The sequence below is a fragment of the Acidovorax sacchari genome, from assembly GCF_042847045.1.
Taxonomy (GTDB): Bacteria; Pseudomonadota; Gammaproteobacteria; order Burkholderiales; family Burkholderiaceae_C; genus Paracidovorax; species Paracidovorax sacchari.
Genome location: NZ_AP035783.1, coordinates 1,424,356 through 1,441,544 on the forward strand (window position 1 = coordinate 1,424,356; position 17,189 = coordinate 1,441,544).

Below are 17,189 nucleotides of genomic sequence, written 5' to 3' on the forward strand. Positions count from 1 at the left end.
GGGCATGGCCCGGGTGGCGCGCTTCCGGCCTCGGCACATCCACGGAGGGCATGCATGAAAGTCGTCGGCTTCGCCGGTTTCTCCAACAGTGGCAAGACCACGCTCGTCGAGCGGCTCATTCCGCTCATGCGCGCGTACGGGCTGCGGGTGTCGGTGGTCAAGCATGCCCACCACCGGTTCGACATCGACCAGCCCGGCAAGGACACGTGGCGGCACCGCACGGCGGGCGCCTACGAGGTGGTGGCCTCGTCCGACCTGCGCATGGCGCTCATGCGTGAATACGAACAGCCGGCGGAGCCGGTGGTGCACGACCTGATCGCCCGCCTGGATGCCTCCGTGGACTGGGTGTTCGTCGAAGGCTTCAAGGAGAGCGACCTGCCCAAGATCGAAGTGTGGCGTTCGCCGTCCGGCGACTATCCTGACCAGCCCCTGCGGTTCCCCCACGATCCCCGCATCGTGGCCGTGGCGGCCGATGTGCCGGGCGAGCGCCTGCCGGTGCCGCCCGGCGCGTTGCCGGTCTTTGACGTGAATGCGCCGGCCGTGCTGGCCGACTGGCTGCGCGGCAGCGGCGAGCGCTGCGCGTACCGCGGTGCGGAGGCCCGGGCATGAACGCCGCGGCCACCCCCTCCCGGCCACCGCTCAGGCCCCTGGACGATGCGCTGGCGGAACTGCTCGCGCAGGCCGCCCCGCTTCAAGGCACGGAGGACGTGGACACCTTCGAGGCCGACGGCCGCGTGCTGGCGACCGACGCGATATCTCCGCTGCGGGTGCCGCCGCACGACAACAGCGCCATGGACGGCTATGCCGTGCGCCGGGCGGACGTTGCTGCAGCGGGTGCATCCCTTTCCATCGAACTGCCGGTGTCCCAACGCATCGCGGCGGGCTCCGCGCCGCAGCCGCTGGAGCCGGGCACGGCCGCGCGCATCTTCACGGGCGCGCCCCTGCCCCCCGGCGCGGATGCCGTGTGCATGCAGGAGGACTGCGAGGCGCTCGATGGCGGCGTGCGCGTGCGCATCCGGGCCGTGCCCCAGCCGGGCCAGTGGGTGCGCCGTGCGGGCGAGGACATCGAAACCGGCGCGACGGTGCTCGCGGCCGGTACGCGGCTCACTCCGGCCGCGCTGGGGCTGGCAGCCAGCATCGGCCTGGCCCGGTTGCGCGTGGCACGCCGGCCCCGCATCGCGCTGTTTTCCACGGGCGACGAACTGGTGATGCCGGGCGAGGTGCCGCCGGAGCACATGCCGCCGGGCGCCATCTACAACAGCAACCGCTTCTTCCTGCGTGCGATGCTGCTGCGGCTGGGCTGCGAGGTGTCGGATTTCGGCATCGTGCCCGACCGGCGCGATGCCACGCAGCAGGCGCTGGCCGACGCCGCTGCGGCGCATGACCTGGTGCTCACCAGCGGCGGCGTGTCGGTGGGCGAGGAAGACCATGTGAAGCCCGCCGTGGCCGCGCTCGGGCGCATCGACCTCTGGCAGGTGGCGCTCAAGCCGGGTAAGCCGTTCGCCTATGGCCGCATCGGCGAGCGCGTGCATTTCATGGGACTGCCGGGCAATCCGGTGTCCAGCCTCGCCACCTTCGCGATCCTCGTGCGGCCGTTCCTGCTGCGCCTGCAGGGCGTGCAGGACGTCACGCCGCGCGCCGTGGATGCGAGGGCGAATTTCCACTGGCCGCGGGCCGACAGGCGGCGCGAGTTCCTGCGCGTGCGCCGCGGTGCCGATGGTGGGTTGGAATTGTTCCCGAACCAGGGTTCGGGGGTGCTGACCTCCGCGGCCTGGTGCGATGGACTGGTGGACAACCCGCCGGGCCGCACCATCGCCCGTGGCGACACGGTGCGCTTCATCCCCCTGTCCGACCTGCTCGCATGACCTCCGGCACGACCCCTTCATCCTCTACCGCCGTGACGGTCACCGTGCGTTACTTCGCGTCCATCCGCGAGGCGGTGGGGCAGGGCAGCGAGACCCTGTCCACGCAGGCCGGCACGGTGGGTGCGCTGCGCGATGCGCTGATCGCGCGCGGCGGGCCGTGGGCGGAAAGCCTGGCGCGCGGACGCGCTGTGCGCACGGCACTGGACCAGGTGCTGTGTGCCGAGGACGCCCTGCTGCCGGACGGTGCCGAGGTCGCGTTCTTCCCCCCTGTGACGGGCGGCTGAGTCCGACGTATCAGGCCATGGCCTGGTCCAGCGCCTGCAACTGGCGGGCCTGGGCGCGCGCCGCCTCCTGCAGGCGCAGGGCGAGCGCGGCGGAGGCCGGTGCCATGGGCGCGCGCAGGGCGCCGTCGATCCATCCCTCCGCTGCGAGGAGGGCCTTGACCGGGGCAGGATTGGGCTCCGCGAAGAAGGCCTCGATCAGCGGCAGGAGGGCGCGCCAGAGCTCCCGTGCCCGGCCGAGGTCGCCGCGCTCGATGGCTTCCAGGCATTGCACGAGGCGCGCGGGCTGCCAGTGGGCGCTGGCCGCGATGGCCCCGGCCCCGCCCAGCGCGGCGGTGGTGAAGATATGTGCGTCCTCGCCTGCCAGCACCTGCAGCGCCCCATCGGCGATCAGTGCCTGTGTCTTGGAGGCATTGCCGCCACAGTCCTTGAGGGCCCGGATGTGGGGATGGGCCGCCAGGGTGCGCAGCGTGCCCAGTTCCAGCGTGGCGCCCGTGCGGTACGGAATGTCGTACAGGATGAGCGGCACGGCGCTCGCGTCGGCGATCGCGTGGAACCACTGCAGCAGCCCTTGCTGGGACGGCCGGATGTAGTGCGGCGCGGGCACGAGCAGCCCGGCCAGCGGCAATGCGCCGAGGCGGCGGGCGCGGTGCACCGCGTGGTCCAGGTGGTGGCCCGACAGGCCCATCACCACCGGGAGGCCGCCGGCCGCGTCCAGGATGGTGGCCAGTACCGCGTCCTGCTCTTGCTCGTCCAGCGCCGCGGCTTCACCGGTGGATCCGCAGGCCACGAAGCCCGCGATGCCTTCGCCCCCGAGCCGGCGGACCATCGCGTCCAGCCCGGCATGGTCCACCGCGTCGCCGGACGGGCTGAAGGGCGTCACCAGGGGGATCCACAGGCCGGAGAAATCGCCGCGGGCGCGCTGCGGCCGCGGCATTGAGGGAGGAGACAGCGCTGGGTCGAGGGGCATGCGCCGCAGTGTATCGACGGCGCCGTAAAAGCGTTGTCAATAAGTGCCGTGGCGCGTTTCAAAGTGCGCCCGCCGGGCGTGCAGCCCGTGAGGGGACACACTGCCCGGCGAGGGACAGGTTTCAACGCGAATTGTGAAATGGGTACGTCGGGCTCATGTGGCCGGAAGCATCGCTGTCGCTTCCATCGTCGCTCCGGATGTCGTCGGATATCGGGATGTTGTTCCAGGACGGCTGCGCCGTTGCGGCCTGCCGGGGCGTTTGATAGACCACCTCGGGTTCCGTGAAGGGCTGGGCGCCTTGCAGCTGCTGCCTCAAAGCGTTCAGCCGTGTGTCGAGCCGCTCGACCTGATCTCCCAGCGGCAGGGCTATTGCGATTTCCTCCTGCAGTCGGCGGAGCTCCTCTTGCTGCGCTTGGAAGGCCGGGTCGTTGACCGTCCGGTTCAGCATATCGCTCACCTCGACGTAGGCCTGCTGGAGTTGCGCGGGCGTCTGCTGCGGCTGCGCGCTACGGCGCCGCAAACCGCCCAGCGCTCCTCCACCAGAGAATACGGAGGAGTTGCGCGGGGTCTGCGCCTCTGGTGCAGCTTGCGTGTGCGGGCGGCGAGAAGGGCTGCTGGTGGAGGAGGAGCCTCTGATGCAGTTATTTCCCATGGTGGATATCTCCAAAATCCATGAGGATCGTCCTCCAGTGGCCTGGGCGGTGCTTTGGGTGCGAAGACAGCCTGCCTGGAACGAAAACCCGGACGGCGCACGCCTGTTGGTACTAACCGGAAGACAAAGGCACCTCGGGCAGTTCGGGGCTGCGCCAGTTCAGCAGCTCCGCCAGGCGCAGCGTGATCCACCGTGCCTCGATGAGTGACACGCCGGCACCCGGGGTGCACAGGCCGGCGTGGATGCGCGAGAGGATTTCCGCCTCCGAGGGCGCCTGCACGTGGTAGAGCGTCTGCGCCTGCTCCACGAGGTGGTTGGCAAGGTCCTCGCACAGTTCGTAGCGTTCGCGTATTTCGGCTGCGGGCGCGGTCAGGCGCTGGCGCGCGTCGCTGTAGAGCGCGGTGAAGGAGGGCGGGACGTGGATCTGGTTGTCGTCGTGCATGGGCAGTGCTGGGCAGGGGCGGCCGGCCGCGGTTCAGTCGGGGGTGAAGAGCCGCTCGAAGCGCCGGGCGTCGTCCGCCTGCTCGAAGGTGACCAGCTGCCCCATCTTGTTGTCCTCGCGGCGGCACGCGGCGAACAGGCTGGCCGGGCCGGCCAGGCCGTAGTCCGGCAGGTGGATGAGCGCATACGGATGCGGCACGAAGACCTGGTGTGCATATACGCCGCGGTGCTGGTTGCGCGGCGAAGGGAACAGGACGTAGAGTTCGGTGGTGATGGTCTGCGTGGCCATGGGCGGCCACTGTAGCAAACCGGTCGCGCGGCAGCCGTTCCCGTGGACAATCCGGCCTGGACATCACGCACACGAGCACGAGGAAGACCGCATGGCACGCCAGGACAAGAACGCATGGGCCGCGAAAGTGTTCGCCCTGATCCGGGGCGGGCAGACGCAGGCCGCCATGGCGCAGATCAAGGTCGCGCCCTCGGCGGGCGACGTCGCGCGGCTGCAGGCGTTGCTGTCGGGCGTGCCGTCCGATACCGCGGTGCGCCGCCAGCTCGATGCTTTCATCGAGGAGGAGCGCGCGCTGCTTGCCGCGCCCCGCCTGCACCGGGCGCCGTGATCGCCATGGCCGGGACGCTGTCCTCCCTTCCTCCGGCCTGCGCGGAAGGCTGCGCCCGGGTCTCCATCCAGCCGCAGGACTTCGATGTCTCGGCCGAACTGGCGGCGCTGCGTGCGCAGGACGGACGCGTGGGCGCCGTCTGCTGCTTCGTGGGCACGGTGCGCGACCGCAGCGACGGCGACGCCGTGGCGGCGATGGAGCTGGAGCACTATCCCGGCATGACGGAGAAATCCATCGAGGCCATGGTGGACGAGGCCCTGCGGCGCTTCGACATCTTCGGCGCGCGCGTGGTGCACCGGGTGGGCCTGCTGGCGCCGCAGGACCAGATCGTGCTGGTGGCCGTCACCTCGGCCCACCGCGGGCAGAGCTTCCAGGCCTGCGAATTCCTCATGGACTACCTCAAGACCCAGGCGCCCTTCTGGAAGAAGGAAGCCACTGCGCAGGGTGCGCGCTGGGTGGACGCACGCGTCAGCGACGACGCGGCGCTGGCCCGCTGGGGCATCGTGTCGGGCCACAACGCCTGATCGGCCTGTGCCGGTCGCGACGGCCGGCACGCGAAATCCCTGCGCCGTCTCGCCGTCACGAGTATGGGTGCTCCTCTTTTGGTAGCAAAAATGCTGCGCGTGGGTTGCGTGGGCCGCGCTGGCGGCTTGAAAACTGCGGGCAGGCCCCCCAATTGCCCACTAGTTCCGGAGGACCACAGACCATGCGTCTCGACAAACTCACCACCAAGTTCCAGGAAGCCCTCGGCGATGCGCAATCGCTCGCGCTGGGCAACGACAACGCCTACATCGAACCCGTGCACCTGCTGGCCGCCATGCTGCGGCAGCAGGAGGGCCCGCGCGCGCTGCTGCAGCGCGCCGGCGCCAACGTGTCCGCCCTGCAGACTGCGGCCGAGAACGCCATCAAGCGCCTGCCCCAGGTGCAGGGCCAGGACCAGGTGCAGGTCGGCCCCGAGCTGGGCCGCCTGCTGCAGGCCACCGAGAAGGAAGCGATCAAGCGCGGCGACCAGTTCATCGCGAGCGAGCTCTTCCTGCTCGCGCTCGTGGACGGCAAGGGCGACACTGCCCAGCTGGCGCGCGAGCACGGCCTGACGCGCAAGAGCCTCGAAGCCGCGATCGACGCGGTGCGTGGCGGCGCCCAGGTCAACAGCGCGGAGGCCGAAGGCCAGCGCGAAGCGCTCAAGAAGTACACGCTCGACCTCACCGAGCGCGCCCGGGCCGGCAAGCTCGACCCGGTGATCGGCCGCGACGACGAGATCCGCCGCGCCATCCAGGTGCTGCAGCGCCGCAGCAAGAACAACCCCGTGCTGATCGGCGAGCCCGGCGTGGGCAAGACCGCCATCGTGGAAGGCCTGGCGCAGCGCATCGTCGCGGGCGAGGTGCCCGAGAGCCTGAAGGGCAAGCGCGTGCTGTCGCTGGACATGGCCGCGCTGCTGGCGGGTGCCAAGTACCGCGGCGAGTTCGAGGAGCGGCTCAAGGCCGTGCTCAACGAACTGGCCAAGGACGAGGGCCAGACCATCGTCTTCATCGACGAGCTGCACACCATGGTGGGCGCGGGCAAGGCCGAGGGCGCCATGGACGCGGGCAACATGCTCAAGCCGGCCCTGGCGCGCGGCGAGCTGCACTGCGTGGGCGCGACCACGCTCGACGAGTACCGCAAGTACATCGAGAAGGACGCCGCGCTGGAGCGGCGCTTCCAGAAGATCCTCGTGGGCGAGCCCAGCGTGGAGGCGACCATCGCCATCCTGCGCGGCCTGCAGGAGCGCTACGAACTGCACCACGGCGTGGAGATCACCGATCCGGCCATCGTGGCCGCGGCCGAGCTCTCCCACCGCTACATCACCGACCGCTTCCTGCCCGACAAGGCGATCGACCTCATCGACGAGGCCGCTGCCAAGATCAAGATCGAGATCGACTCCAAGCCCGAGGCCATCGACAAGCTCGACCGCCGTCTGATTCAGTTGCAGATCGAGCGCGAGGCTGTGAAGAAGGAAAAGGACGAAGCCTCGCAGAAGCGCCTGGCGCTGCTGGAGGAGGAGATCGGCAAGCTGCAGAAGGAAATCGCCGACCTGGAGGACATCTGGACCTCCGAGAAGGCGCAGGCCCAGGGCAGCCAGCAGGTCCGCGAGCAGGTCGAGAAGGTGAAGCTGCAGATCGAGGAGCTCAAGCGCAAGGGCGACTTCAACAAGGTCGCGGAACTGCAGTACGGCAAGCTGCCCGACCTGGAGCGCCAGCTCAAGGAAGCCCAGGCCAAGGAAGAGGGCACCGATGGCACCGCCACGCCCAACCGGCTGCTGCGCACCCAGGTGGGCGCGGAGGAGATCGCCGAGGTCGTCAGCCGCGCCACGGGCATCCCTGTCTCGAAGATGATGCAGGGCGAGAAGGACAAGCTGCTGCAGATGGAAGACAAGCTGCACGAGCGCGTCGTGGGCCAGGACGAGGCCATCGCGGCCGTGGCCAACGCCATCCGCCGCTCGCGTTCGGGCCTTGCCGATCCGAACCGGCCGATGGGCTCGTTCCTGTTCCTCGGCCCCACGGGCGTGGGCAAGACCGAGCTGTGCAAGGCGCTGGCGGGCTTCCTGTTCGACAGCGAGGAGCACCTCGTGCGCATCGACATGAGCGAGTTCATGGAAAAGCATTCCGTGGCCCGCCTGATCGGCGCGCCGCCCGGCTACGTGGGCTACGAAGAGGGCGGCTACCTCACCGAGGCCGTGCGCCGCAAGCCCTACAGCGTGCTGCTGCTCGACGAGGTCGAGAAGGCGCACCCGGACGTGTTCAACGTGCTGCTGCAGGTGCTCGACGACGGCCGCCTGACCGATGGCCAGGGCCGTACCGTGGACTTCAAGAACACGGTGATCGTGATGACGAGCAACATCGGCTCGCACCTGATCCAGGCGATGGTCGGCCAGGACGCGGAGGACGTGAAGGAAGCGGTCTGGGGGGAACTCAAGAACCATTTCCGGCCCGAATTCCTCAACCGGATCGACGAAACGGTGGTGTTCCATGCGCTCGACGCGAAGAACATCGAAGCGATCGCACGCATCCAGTTGCAACTCCTGGAAGCGCGTCTGGCGAAAATGGACCTGCACCTGCAGGTGTCCCCCGGCGCGTTGTCCGAGCTGGCCAAGGTGGGATTCGATCCGGTGTTCGGCGCCCGCCCCCTCAAGCGCGCGATCCAGCAGCGCATCGAGAATCCGCTCTCGAAGCTGCTGCTGGAAGGCCGCTATCCGCCCAAGAGCGTGATCCCGGTGAACGTGGATCCCGTACAGGACCCTGGGGTCTTCCATTTCGGCGAAGCGGCTGCGGTGGGGTAAGTTCGATGTCGTGTGAAAGGATGTGCCTTGAATGATTTCCTGGCCGGCGTGATCCGGTGGATCGTGCGCCTCGCGGTCGTGGCCGTGGGGGCGGTGTTTTTCCTGAGCCTGCTCATCGCCGTGGCGCTGCTCGCGGTGGTGTGGGGCGTGCGCTCCCTCTGGGCGCGGCTCACGGGCCAGCCCGCCACGCCGTGGACCATGCGGATGGACCCGCGCGAAGGCTGGAGCACGGTGTACCGCAGCACCGCGCGCTGGTCGGCCGCCGGCCGGCGGGGCCAGGCCGCCGATGGGGAGCCTGGTTCGCTGCGCTCGGCCGAACTGCCGGGTGCGCGCGCCGACGTCGTGGACGTGCAGCCGCGCGACCTGCCCGGCAAGGTGTGATGTGACCGGCCGGCGCCGCCAGGTCAGGCCGGCGCCCCGCCCGCATGGGCTCCCCCTGGCTTTTGGAGACGCCCGTTTACATGGCGTTGCGAGGGCCCTCCCTATGATTGCCGCATGACGCCAGACGACATCCGCCACCACTTTCAACTCCAGCGGCAGGCCAGCCGGGAACAGCCCGAGACGCCGCTGCTGGTGCGGCGGGAACGCCTGCTGCGCATGCGCAAGCTGCTGGACGAGCACGGGCCGGCGCTCGCGGCGGCCGTGCAGGCCGACTTCGGCATCCGCTCGCCGCGCCTGACCGAGGTGGCCGACCTGTTGGTGCTGCGCACCCAGCTCGCTCACACGCTGCGGCACCTGGCGCGCTGGAGCAAGCCACGGCGCGTGCATACCCCGCTGCACCTGCAGCCCGCGCACGCCTTCATCCAGCGCCAGCCGCTGGGCGTGGTGGGGGTGATCGCCCCCTGGAACTACCCCGTGCAGCTCGCGCTCGGGCCTGCCATCTGCGCGCTCGCGGCGGGCAACCGGGTGATGCTCAAGCCCAGCGAACTCACCCCGCATACCTCCGCCCAGCTCGCATCGCTGGTGGCGCAATTCTTCTCGCCCGACGAGTTCTGCGTGGTCCAGGGCGATGCGGCCGTGGCCGCGCTGGTGGCTTCGCTGCCCTTCGATCATCTCGTCTTCACGGGGTCCACGGCGGTGGGGCGCAAGGTGGCGCAGGCCGCCGCCGCGCACCTGACGCCCACCACGCTGGAGCTGGGCGGCAAGTCGCCCTGCATCATCGATGCGGACTGCGACATGCAGGATGCCGCGCTCAAGATCGCGCACGGCAAGCTGTTCAACGCCGGGCAGACCTGCGTGGCGCCCGACTACGTGCTGCTGCCGCGTGGCAGCGAGGGGGCGTTCGCCGAGGCGTACCGCGCCGCCGTGGCGAAGCTGTTCCCGTACTTCGAAGGCAATCCCGACTACGCTTCCATCATCCATTCGCGGCACCTCGCGCGCCTGCGCACCATGCTGCAGCAGGCCCAGACCCAGGGCGCGGAAGTGCACGTGCTCGAACCCGTGCCGGGTTCGCCGCCACCGCCTCCGCAGGGCATCGGCGATGGCGTGGCGCGGCAAATGCCGCCGGTACTGGTGTTCCATGCCACGCTGCAGATGCAGATCATGCAGGAGGAGATCTTCGGGCCGGTGCTGCCCGTGCTCGGCTACGACCGCCTGCAGGACGCCATCGACCACATCAACTCCGGGCCGCGTCCGCTGGCGCTCTACTGGTTCGGCCGCAGCGAGGCGGCGCGCGACGACGTGCTGCGCCGCACCGTGAGCGGCGGCGTCACCGTGAACGACACGCTGCTGCATGTCGCGCACGACAACCTGCCGTTCGGCGGCGTGGGCGACAGCGGCTGGGGGGCCTACCACGGGGAGCACGGATTCCTGCGCTTTTGCCACCAGAAATCCGTGCTGGTGCAGTCCCGCTGGTCGCTCGGCAAGCTGCTGCATCCGCCGTACGGCGCGCGTTTCGACCGGGCTCTCGAGTTGCTGCGGCGCTGGTTCTGACAGCTTTTTCGCCCCGCGGCGGCCCCTGCGCCGAGCACCTTGTGGCGGGCTTTGCGGCCGCCGCCCAAGGGCTCGTACAGGGGTCTGTACCACCCGGGGTCTGGAGCCCGAAAACCAATTGCGCGACAATCGTGGGTTTTGCGTTCCGCACCTCTTTTTTCTTCTTCTGTTCCGTTCGTTCCCAATGTCCAGTATTCAGGCCAGTATTCAGGTCCGTCCCGCCACGCTCCGCGATGCCAAAGCCATCGCCCAGATCCATACGCAGTCCGCGATGGAAGCGTACCGCGGCCTTGTTCCCGACGACCAATTGAAAGCCATGTCTTCGGTCGAGAAACGCCAGGCGTACTGGCGTGAAGCCATCGAGTACTGCGAGCCCCAGGTGCAGGTGGCGGTGGAAGGCGACAAGATCGTCGGCTTCGTCGGTTTCGACCGTTCGCGCGATGCCAAGTCCCGCCCCACCACCGGCGAGATCTGGGCCATCTATGCCGCGCCGTCCCACTGGGACCAGGGCGTGGGCGTGGCCCTCTGGGATGCCGCGCGCGAAGGCCTGCAGCAGGAAGGCTGCACCAACGTGACCGCGTGGGTGCCCATGCGCAACGAGCGCGCGCTGCGCTTCCACGAGCTCGCGGGTTTCAAGCGCGAAATGTCCACCGCCAAGACCGCCGTCATCGGCGGGGTGAAGATCGAGGAAGTGCGCCTGCAGCGCCCCCTCAACTGATCCGCCAGAGCCCTTGCCCGGCATGATCCGCTGGAACCACGGCGGCCAGGACCGCAGCGCGCAATGGCACTCGGAGGCCGGCGCCGCCGTGCCGCGCCGCGTGGTGGTGGCCGACGACACGCTGCCCGCCGATGCGGCCTACCGCATGGCCTGCGAAGGCACGGCGCTGTTGTGGCAGGGGGATTTCCAGAATGCCCGGCACCTGCTGCAGGCGCTGATGCGCCGGGCCGACGGCCGGGGCCGGCCGCGCGGCGGCGCGAAGGGCCGCGGCAAGGCGGCTGCCACGCCGGCCACCGCACCGGCCCAGGCCTTCCACCTGCACCGCCAGGCCCAGGCCCAGCGGGCGCGGGTGCTGGGCATGCTGCTCATTCCCGTGGAAGGCGACCATGGCATCGCGCTGCGGCGTGCACCCGACTGGCGGCCGGCGCTGGCCGAGGCCTGGGGCGTTCCCGACGGTACGCCCCGCGTGGCCTCGCTGCGCGAGCTGCTGGGCCTCGTGGGTGCGCACGAGTGGCGCAAGAAGGGCGTGGAGATTCCCGCCCTGGGGGCGCCGCCGGACAACCGCATTCATCCGCACTACGGGGTGTTCTCGCCCGTGCGCGGCGAATACATCGATCTCGTGGCGCAGGTGCCGCTGCCCGCGGGCGCGGCTGCGCTGGCCTTCGATATCGGCACCGGCACCGGCGTGCTCGCGGCCGTGCTTGCGCGGCGCGGCGTGCGCCGTGTCGTCGCCACCGACCAGGATCCCCGGGCCCTGGCCTGCGCGCAAGAGAACCTGCAGCGCCTGCGCGTGCTGCCGGCCGTGGACATCCTCCAGGCCGATCTCTTTCCCCCGGGCCGTGCGCTCCTGGTGGTGTGCAATCCACCGTGGGTGCCGGCCCGTGCTGCCGCTCCCGTCGAGCGTGCGGTCTATGACGAGGACAGCCGCATGCTGCGAGGCTTCCTCGGCGGCCTGGCAGAGCACCTGGAGCCGGGCGGGGAGGGGTGGCTGATCCTCTCGGACCTGGCGGAGCACCTGGAACTGCGCCCGCGCGCCCAGTTGCTCGGCTGGATCGAGGCTGCGGGCCTGCGGGTGCTGGGCCGGCACGACGTCCGGCCGCGGCACGGGAAAGCCGCCGATGCGTCCGATCCGCTGCATGCGGCGCGAGCGGCGGAGGTCACCTCGCTCTGGCGGCTCGGCGCCGCCTGACGCCCGCCGGGCTTTCCGGCGCGCCGTGTCAGGCCGGCATGGGCAGCAACTGCTCCATGCGCTGGCGCACGATGGCGGCCCGCTCCGGGCCGGCCAGCAGTTCGATTTCTTCCAGCAATGCCTCGCTGACATCCATCATGCTGTCGCGGTCGCGCGCGCCGCGCAGCGCCTCGAGGAAGTTCTGGGCCAGCGCGGGGTTGCGTCTCGCGAACATGCGCTCGCAGATGTCGAACAGGTACATGCGAGCGCCCGCGAGCGAGCGCAGCGCGTTGGACGGTGCGGGCGGGGCTTCCTGCTGGGCCCCGGATGGCGCCTGGCGCGGCACGGCGGCTGCGGGCGGCGTGGCGGCAGGGGACGGGGCTGCCGCACCGCCGGCCTGTGCGAGGTAGCCGTCCGCCAGCAGGCGGGCCACGATGTCCTTGCCGGCGCCGTGGTAGAGCGCTTCCAGCTCGGCCGCGGGCCGGCCGTCGGCCAGCAGCAGCAACGAGCGTTCGCGCAGGCTGAGGGTGCGCACGCCCGGGGAGAGTTCCAGGCGGGCCTTGTCGGTCTTCAAGAGCAGCATGGAGTGTGGAGAGGGCGGGACATTGGCGACAATGGAAGGCTGCATTCCACCGCATTCCGATGACGCCGCGATGACGCGGCCTCCGGTGCGGCGCCCCTGCCCCGATGTCCCATCCTCCCCTGCTGCTGCTCGCCCCCATGGAGGGGCTTCTCGACTTCGTCCTGCGCGACGTGCTGACGCGCGTGGGTGGCGTGGACCGCTGCGTCTCCGAGTTCATCCGCGTGACCGGCACGCTGCTGCCGGACAAGGTGTTCCTGCGCTACATCCCCGAGCTGCGCAACGGCGGGCGCACGGCGGCGGGAGTGCCGGTGCGTGCCCAGTTGCTGGGGTCGGACCCTTCCAGCATGGCCGAGAACGCGGCGCGGCTGGCCGCGCTGGGACCGGAGGGCATCGACCTGAATTTCGGCTGCCCGGCCAATGTGGTGAACCGCCACGGCGGCGGTGCCGCGCTGCTGCGCGAGCCCGAGCGCATTGCTGCCGTGGTGGCCGCGGTGCGCCGCGCGGTGCCGGCGGAGATGCCGGTGTCGGCCAAGATGCGGCTGGGCTACGACGACACCTCGCTGGCCCGGGCGTGCGCCCAGGCGGCGGAGGCCGGCGGAGCCTGCGAACTGGTGGTGCATGCCCGCACCAAGGCCGACGGCTACCGGCCGCCCGCCTACTGGGAACTCGTCGCGCCGCTGCGCGCGGCCGTGCGCATTCCCGTGATCGCGAACGGCGAGATCTGGACGGTGGCGGATGCGATGCGCTGCCGGGCGCTCTCGGGCGGCGATGCCCTGATGCTGGGCCGCGGCATCGTGGCGGACCCGGGCCTGGCCCTCGCCATCCGCGCGGCCGATGCGGGCCGTGCCGATGCCCCTGCGCTTGCCTGGGAGGCGCTGCTGCCGCAGCTGGGCGTGTTCTGGCGCACGGTCTGCGACGACCTGGAGCCGCGCCAGCGCGCGGGGCGGCTCAAGCAATGGCTCAATCTGCTGCGCCGGCGGTTTCCCGAGGCGGAGGCCGCCTACCAGCATGTGCGCACCGTTACCGACCAGCGCACCATCACCGCCTGGGTGGAGGCGCAGACCGGCGGTGCCTGAGGCCCTGCGCGCCGGCAGAGGGCCTGCCTACAGCAGGTGGTCCGGCGCCAGCGGCCCCAGCAGCCGCAGCAGCATCCTCAGGCCCAGGCTGGCGTCGGGTTCGTGCGTGGCGTCCGGCAGTCCGCTGCCCTGCGGGGCCCGCCAGACGAGGCTGCCGTCCGGCAGGCGCTCGACGTGCCAGGCATCCTCCCGCAGGGCGGTCTCGATCTGCGCCGAAGCCATGCGCGACAGGCCGCGGCTCTGGATCAGCAGGGCGATCTCGGTGTTCTGCAGCTGCGAGCGCATGTCCAGGTTCATGGAGCCCACGACGATCAGCCGCCCGTCCAGCACCAGCACCTTGGAGTGGAGCATCGCGCGGGATTTGCCGGTGGCGTTGGCGCCGGAGTCGCCGAACGCGGATTTCACGCCGGCCTGCTCGCTGCGCAGTTCGTAGAGCTCCAGGCCCATCGCCAGCAGTTCCTCGCGGTGCCGCGCGTAGCCCACGTGGGCGATCGGTGCGTCGTTGGAGGCCAGCGAGTTGGTGAGCACGCGGATGCGCACGCCCCGGGCACGGGCTTCCGAGAACGCGCGCTTCATGTCGTCGCCGGGCACGAAGTAGGGCGAGATGACCAGCAGGTCCTGGCGCGCCTGGCCGAGCAGGTGGAGCAGGCCGTCCACGACGGTGTCGCCCGCGGCCGGCGGGGGCGCGGCGGGCACGGCACGGCCGGAGACATCGTCCCGGGACCCCGGTGCGCCGAGCACGTCCAGTGCAGTGCCGGGCGGGGTGCTCCGGGTGTTTGCAGGTTCCCCCTCGGCGGCGATCTTGGCCGGACGGTCCGCGAGGAGGACCGCCGGCGCCCAGACGAAGGCGGCTGCGCCCAGGTCCATCGGCTGCTCGTTCCAGATGCGCGCGCGCTTTTCGGCGGAGGGCCCGCCGGGTGCGGGATGCGGTTCCCCGTCGGGTGGCCGCGGGCCGTCGCCGGCCGGAGCTTGGGCAGGGGCTTCGTCGTCGCCGGGCACCCGGTCGTCGGGAGCGTTGCCGGAGTCGCCCCCGGAGGTGTTGCGCTCCGGATAGCGGTCGAGCGTCTGCTGCCGCAGGCGCTGCAGTTCCTCGCGCGTGATGAGCGACTGCACCGGGTAGGCGCGCGGGTTGTTCCAGTAGGCGTCGAAACTGCGCGACATCTCCGTGACGATGGGGCCGGCGGCGAGCACGTCCAGATCGACGAAGTTGCCGGAGTCGGCCTGCCCGAAGTAGGCGTCGCCCAGGTTGCGCCCGCCGGTCACCCCCATGGTGTTGTCGGCGATGAAGAGCTTGTTGTGCATGCGCTGCTGCACGCGCGAGAAGTCGGTGAGCGACCCCCACAGCCGGCCCACCATGGAGCCGCGCGGGCCGGCGACGGGGTTGAACATGCGCATCTCGATGTTCGGCTGGAATGCCAGGCCCATCACGAGCGCATTGCGCCCGGTGCTGTGGAAGTCGTCGAGCAGCACCCGCACGCGCACTCCCCGCCGCGCCGCCGCGACGACGCCGCGCAGCAGCCGCTCGCTGCTGGCGTCCGCGTGGATGGCGTAGTACTGCAGGTCCAGTGTCTTGCGGGCCGCCTCCACCAGCGCCAGGCGGCTGCCGTAGGCATCCTGCGGCCCGCTCAGCAGCAGGAAGCCCGAGGCATGGCGGCCGCCGGCCGCCTGCCTGCGCTCGTCCACGATGCGCGCGAGCGGGGTGTCCGCCGCGGCCGTGGCGGGCAGGGCACTGGATTCCGGACGCTCCACGTTCTGTGGCAGGCCGCTGCAGGCGGCAGTGGCCAGGGCGAGGGCCAGGATGGCACCCCAGCGCCCGAAGGCAGCGCGGGCGCGCGGAAAAAGGGCGGCGGAGCCGTCGGGCATGGGAATCCTGCGGTGCATGGAGGGCGGGGTGCCCGAGGTATAGCGCGGCCCCTGCCGCCGAGCTGTCGGACAACGCCCCGGCGGTGGCGTCGATCGCCATGGCGTGGCCGAGGCGCCCGCAAGAAACCGTGCTCAGCGGCGGGCGTAGCCGAGGCAGGCCCCCGCGTTGGGCAGCCCCCTGCATTCCCGGATCAGCCGGCGTTCCCGCTGGGCGGGCGTCTCGGCAGAGGACGAGGGCGGGCTGCTGCGCACGCGCGGTGCCTTGGCCCGCGCCCGGGATCGGGCTCCGGCCTGACGCGGGGACGTGGCTGACGGATCGTTGGCGCCCAGGGGAGCCGGCGCGCTGCCGCTGGCCGCGGCCGCGGTGCCCACGGCCAGGACGCCCGCGAGCAGCACCACGGCGGCGCGGGCAGGGTTTTTCTTCGATTGCATGGGAGTTCCTCCGGCTCGACAATGTAACGTTTCGCCGCCCTGACATTCCATGCGCCATACCCTCGCCCACCTCGAAGAATCCAAGATCCGTGAAGTCGCCAATGCCGGGATGGGGCGGCCCGATGTACTCGCATTCTGGTTCGGCGAAAGCGACGAGGCCACCCCGGACGTGGTGAACGAGGCCGCGATCGCCTCGCTGCGTGCCGGCGAAACCTTCTATTCCCACAACCTCGGCCTGCCCGCGCTGCGCGAGGCGATCGCCGCCTACATGGCACGCCTGCACGGCCCGGCCATCGACGCCGGGCGCATCGCCGTCACGTCCGGCGGCGTCAGCGGCCTCATGCTGGCGGTGCAGGCCCTGGTGGACCCGGGCGACGAGGTGGTCGCCGTCACGCCCGTCTGGCCCAACCTCGTGGCGCAGCCGCGCATCCTGGGGGCGCGCCTGCAGTGCCTGCCGCTGCGCCCGCGCGAGGACGGCGCCTGGGCGCTGGACATGGACGCCCTGAAGCGCGCCGTGACGCCGGCCACGCGGCTGCTGGTGGTGAACGCCCCGAACAATCCGACGGGCTGGACGCTGTCGGCGGCCGAGCAGCGCGAGATCCTGGAGCACTGCCGCGCCACGGGCACCTGGATCCTGGCCGACGAGGTCTATGAGCGCCTGTATTACGAACCGACGCCCACCGGCTGCGCGCCGAGCTTCCTCGACCTCGCCGCGCCGCAGGACCGCCTGGTGGTGGTGCACAGCTTCTCCAAGAGCTTCCTGATGACGGGCTGGCGGCTGGGCTGGCTCGTCCTGCCGCCGGCGCTGGCGGCCCACATGGGCAAGCTGATCGAGTTCAACACCTCGTGCGTGAGCGTCTTCACGCAGCGCGGCGGCATCGCGGCGCTGCAGCACGAGGCGGAGATCGTACCGCGCGTCACCGCCCACATGCGCCTGTGCCGCGACACCCTGCTGCCGCTGCTGCAGGCGGTGCCCGGCGTGCATGCCCATGCGGCCAGCGGTGGCATGTACGCCTTCTTCCGCATGGATGGCCACGGCGACGCGACGGCCACCGCCAAGCGCCTCGTGGCGGAGGCAGGCCTGGGCCTGGCGCCCGGCAGTGCCTTCGGCCCGGAAGGGGAGGGCTGGCTGCGCTGGTGCTTCGCCTCGCGCGACCCCGCGCGGCTGGTGGAAGGGGTGGCGCGCCTGCGGAAATGGCTCGAAAAGGCCGGCGCGGTATAATCCGGGGGTTTTGCATGGTGCAAGACGCACGCCGCCGGCCGTTCCAGCCCGCG

General features: G+C 70.8%; 19 protein-coding genes. 12 read left to right on the forward strand and 7 right to left on the reverse strand.

Annotated features, from left to right (window positions below; all coding sequences use genetic code 11):
• The first annotated feature begins 54 nt into the window (after positions 1-54).
• Genes mobB through ACGHC0_RS06405 form a run of 3 tightly spaced genes read left to right on the forward strand, consistent with a single transcriptional unit; the run spans position 55 to position 2,149 of the window.
• A complete protein-coding gene (gene mobB, locus ACGHC0_RS06395; RefSeq protein ID WP_415267714.1) occupies positions 55-609 on the forward strand; it encodes a molybdopterin-guanine dinucleotide biosynthesis protein B in 555 nt (184 codons plus the stop codon).
• On the forward strand, positions 606-1,865 hold the full coding sequence (gene glp / locus ACGHC0_RS06400; protein WP_415267715.1) for a gephyrin-like molybdotransferase Glp: 1,260 nt from the start codon (positions 606-608) through the stop codon (positions 1,863-1,865). The genes mobB and glp overlap by 4 nt, the downstream gene beginning before the upstream one ends.
• Positions 1,862-2,149: a MoaD/ThiS family protein gene (locus tag ACGHC0_RS06405; RefSeq protein WP_415267716.1), complete on the forward strand. Its 288-nt coding sequence runs from the start codon at positions 1,862-1,864 to the stop codon at positions 2,147-2,149. The genes glp and ACGHC0_RS06405 overlap by 4 nt, the downstream gene beginning before the upstream one ends.
• Before the next feature lie 10 nt (positions 2,150-2,159).
• Here the strand turns inward: ACGHC0_RS06405 and dapA are convergent, their stop codons facing one another.
• The 4 genes from dapA to ACGHC0_RS06425 form a co-directional block, all read right to left on the reverse strand.
• Positions 2,160-3,083, reverse strand: a complete 924-nt coding sequence (gene dapA / locus ACGHC0_RS06410) for a 4-hydroxy-tetrahydrodipicolinate synthase (RefSeq protein ID WP_368355594.1) — start codon at positions 3,081-3,083, stop codon at positions 2,160-2,162.
• A 154-nt stretch (positions 3,084-3,237) separates the two neighbouring features.
• Positions 3,238-3,768: a hypothetical protein gene (locus tag ACGHC0_RS06415; protein ID WP_415267717.1), complete on the reverse strand. Its 531-nt coding sequence runs from the start codon at positions 3,766-3,768 to the stop codon at positions 3,238-3,240.
• A gap of 112 nt (positions 3,769-3,880) precedes the next feature.
• Positions 3,881-4,210 carry a hypothetical protein gene (locus tag ACGHC0_RS06420; protein WP_368354492.1) on the reverse strand — a complete coding sequence of 110 codons (330 nt, stop codon included), beginning with the start codon at positions 4,208-4,210 and terminating at the stop codon, positions 3,881-3,883.
• Between the two features lie 33 nt (positions 4,211-4,243).
• Entirely contained in the window at positions 4,244-4,498 is a 255-nt protein-coding gene (locus ACGHC0_RS06425) for a hypothetical protein (protein ID WP_011794389.1), read from the reverse strand.
• A gap of 91 nt (positions 4,499-4,589) precedes the next feature.
• Here ACGHC0_RS06425 and ACGHC0_RS06430 point away from each other — a divergent pair, with 91 nt between their 5' ends.
• The 7 genes from ACGHC0_RS06430 (at position 4,590) to ACGHC0_RS06460 (ending at position 11,981) form a co-directional block, all read left to right on the forward strand.
• On the forward strand, positions 4,590-4,826 hold the full coding sequence (locus ACGHC0_RS06430; RefSeq protein WP_415267718.1) for a hypothetical protein: 237 nt from the start codon (positions 4,590-4,592) through the stop codon (positions 4,824-4,826).
• A 5-nt stretch (positions 4,827-4,831) separates the two neighbouring features.
• Positions 4,832-5,350: a molybdenum cofactor biosynthesis protein MoaE gene (locus ACGHC0_RS06435; RefSeq protein WP_368355595.1), complete on the forward strand. Its 519-nt coding sequence runs from the start codon at positions 4,832-4,834 to the stop codon at positions 5,348-5,350.
• Between the two features lie 182 nt (positions 5,351-5,532).
• Positions 5,533-8,142 carry an ATP-dependent chaperone ClpB gene (clpB, locus tag ACGHC0_RS06440; RefSeq protein ID WP_368354493.1) on the forward strand — a complete coding sequence of 870 codons (2,610 nt, stop codon included), beginning with the start codon at positions 5,533-5,535 and terminating at the stop codon, positions 8,140-8,142.
• Between the two features lie 27 nt (positions 8,143-8,169).
• Positions 8,170-8,523 carry a hypothetical protein gene (locus ACGHC0_RS06445; protein ID WP_019703741.1) on the forward strand — a complete coding sequence of 118 codons (354 nt, stop codon included), beginning with the start codon at positions 8,170-8,172 and terminating at the stop codon, positions 8,521-8,523.
• Between the two features lie 114 nt (positions 8,524-8,637).
• Complete coding sequence (locus tag ACGHC0_RS06450; protein WP_415267719.1) at positions 8,638-10,074, forward strand: coniferyl aldehyde dehydrogenase; 1,437 nt, start codon at positions 8,638-8,640, stop codon at positions 10,072-10,074.
• A gap of 184 nt (positions 10,075-10,258) precedes the next feature.
• Positions 10,259-10,792, forward strand: coding sequence for a GNAT family N-acetyltransferase (locus ACGHC0_RS06455; RefSeq protein ID WP_013593723.1), 534 nt, complete (start codon positions 10,259-10,261; stop codon positions 10,790-10,792).
• A 22-nt stretch (positions 10,793-10,814) separates the two neighbouring features.
• Positions 10,815-11,981 (forward strand): methyltransferase, encoded by a 1,167-nt coding sequence (locus ACGHC0_RS06460; RefSeq protein WP_415267720.1) that lies wholly within the window; start codon positions 10,815-10,817, stop codon positions 11,979-11,981.
• 28 nt (positions 11,982-12,009) lie between these two features.
• Here the strand turns inward: ACGHC0_RS06460 and ACGHC0_RS06465 are convergent, their stop codons facing one another.
• Positions 12,010-12,543 (reverse strand): hypothetical protein, encoded by a 534-nt coding sequence (locus ACGHC0_RS06465; protein ID WP_415267721.1) that lies wholly within the window; start codon positions 12,541-12,543, stop codon positions 12,010-12,012.
• 104 nt (positions 12,544-12,647) lie between these two features.
• Between ACGHC0_RS06465 and ACGHC0_RS06470 the strand changes: the two genes are divergently transcribed.
• Complete coding sequence (locus tag ACGHC0_RS06470; protein ID WP_415267722.1) at positions 12,648-13,619, forward strand: tRNA dihydrouridine synthase; 972 nt, start codon at positions 12,648-12,650, stop codon at positions 13,617-13,619.
• Between the two features lie 27 nt (positions 13,620-13,646).
• Here ACGHC0_RS06470 and ACGHC0_RS06475 read toward each other — a convergent pair whose 3' ends face one another.
• Together ACGHC0_RS06475 and ACGHC0_RS06480 are read right to left on the reverse strand one after the other, a co-directional pair.
• The gene (locus ACGHC0_RS06475) at positions 13,647-15,482 is read right to left on the reverse strand and encodes a phospholipase D family protein (protein ID WP_415267723.1); all 1,836 of its coding nucleotides are present in this window, start codon (positions 15,480-15,482) and stop codon (positions 13,647-13,649) included.
• A 132-nt stretch (positions 15,483-15,614) separates the two neighbouring features.
• Positions 15,615-15,914 (reverse strand): hypothetical protein, encoded by a 300-nt coding sequence (locus tag ACGHC0_RS06480; protein WP_368354499.1) that lies wholly within the window; start codon positions 15,912-15,914, stop codon positions 15,615-15,617.
• A gap of 49 nt (positions 15,915-15,963) precedes the next feature.
• On the opposite strand from ACGHC0_RS06480, the gene ACGHC0_RS06485 reads away from it, so the two are divergent.
• A complete protein-coding gene (locus ACGHC0_RS06485) occupies positions 15,964-17,136 on the forward strand; it encodes a pyridoxal phosphate-dependent aminotransferase (protein WP_368354500.1) in 1,173 nt (390 codons plus the stop codon).
• Positions 17,137-17,189 lie beyond the last annotated feature (53 nt).

Coding starts and splice junctions, on each gene's coding strand:
- mobB (WP_415267714.1), top strand. CDS start 55: ATGAAAGTCGTCGGCTTCGCCGGTTTCTCCAACAGTGGCAAGACCACG.
- glp (WP_415267715.1), top strand. CDS start 606: ATGAACGCCGCGGCCACCCCCTCCCGGCCACCGCTCAGGCCCCTGGAC.
- ACGHC0_RS06405 (WP_415267716.1), top strand. CDS start 1,862: ATGACCTCCGGCACGACCCCTTCATCCTCTACCGCCGTGACGGTCACC.
- dapA (WP_368355594.1), bottom strand. CDS start 3,083: ATGCCGCGGCCGCAGCGCGCCCGCGGCGATTTCTCCGGCCTGTGGATC.
- ACGHC0_RS06415 (WP_415267717.1), bottom strand. CDS start 3,768: ATGGGAAATAACTGCATCAGAGGCTCCTCCTCCACCAGCAGCCCTTCT.
- ACGHC0_RS06420 (WP_368354492.1), bottom strand. CDS start 4,210: ATGCACGACGACAACCAGATCCACGTCCCGCCCTCCTTCACCGCGCTC.
- ACGHC0_RS06425 (WP_011794389.1), bottom strand. CDS start 4,498: ATGGCCACGCAGACCATCACCACCGAACTCTACGTCCTGTTCCCTTCG.
- ACGHC0_RS06430 (WP_415267718.1), top strand. CDS start 4,590: ATGGCACGCCAGGACAAGAACGCATGGGCCGCGAAAGTGTTCGCCCTG.
- ACGHC0_RS06435 (WP_368355595.1), top strand. CDS start 4,832: ATGGCCGGGACGCTGTCCTCCCTTCCTCCGGCCTGCGCGGAAGGCTGC.
- clpB (WP_368354493.1), top strand. CDS start 5,533: ATGCGTCTCGACAAACTCACCACCAAGTTCCAGGAAGCCCTCGGCGAT.
- ACGHC0_RS06450 (WP_415267719.1), top strand. CDS start 8,638: ATGACGCCAGACGACATCCGCCACCACTTTCAACTCCAGCGGCAGGCC.
- ACGHC0_RS06455 (WP_013593723.1), top strand. CDS start 10,259: ATGTCCAGTATTCAGGCCAGTATTCAGGTCCGTCCCGCCACGCTCCGC.
- ACGHC0_RS06460 (WP_415267720.1), top strand. CDS start 10,815: ATGATCCGCTGGAACCACGGCGGCCAGGACCGCAGCGCGCAATGGCAC.
- ACGHC0_RS06465 (WP_415267721.1), bottom strand. CDS start 12,543: ATGCTGCTCTTGAAGACCGACAAGGCCCGCCTGGAACTCTCCCCGGGC.
- ACGHC0_RS06470 (WP_415267722.1), top strand. CDS start 12,648: ATGTCCCATCCTCCCCTGCTGCTGCTCGCCCCCATGGAGGGGCTTCTC.
- ACGHC0_RS06475 (WP_415267723.1), bottom strand. CDS start 15,482: ATGCCCGACGGCTCCGCCGCCCTTTTTCCGCGCGCCCGCGCTGCCTTC.
- ACGHC0_RS06480 (WP_368354499.1), bottom strand. CDS start 15,914: ATGCAATCGAAGAAAAACCCTGCCCGCGCCGCCGTGGTGCTGCTCGCG.
- ACGHC0_RS06485 (WP_368354500.1), top strand. CDS start 15,964: ATGCGCCATACCCTCGCCCACCTCGAAGAATCCAAGATCCGTGAAGTC.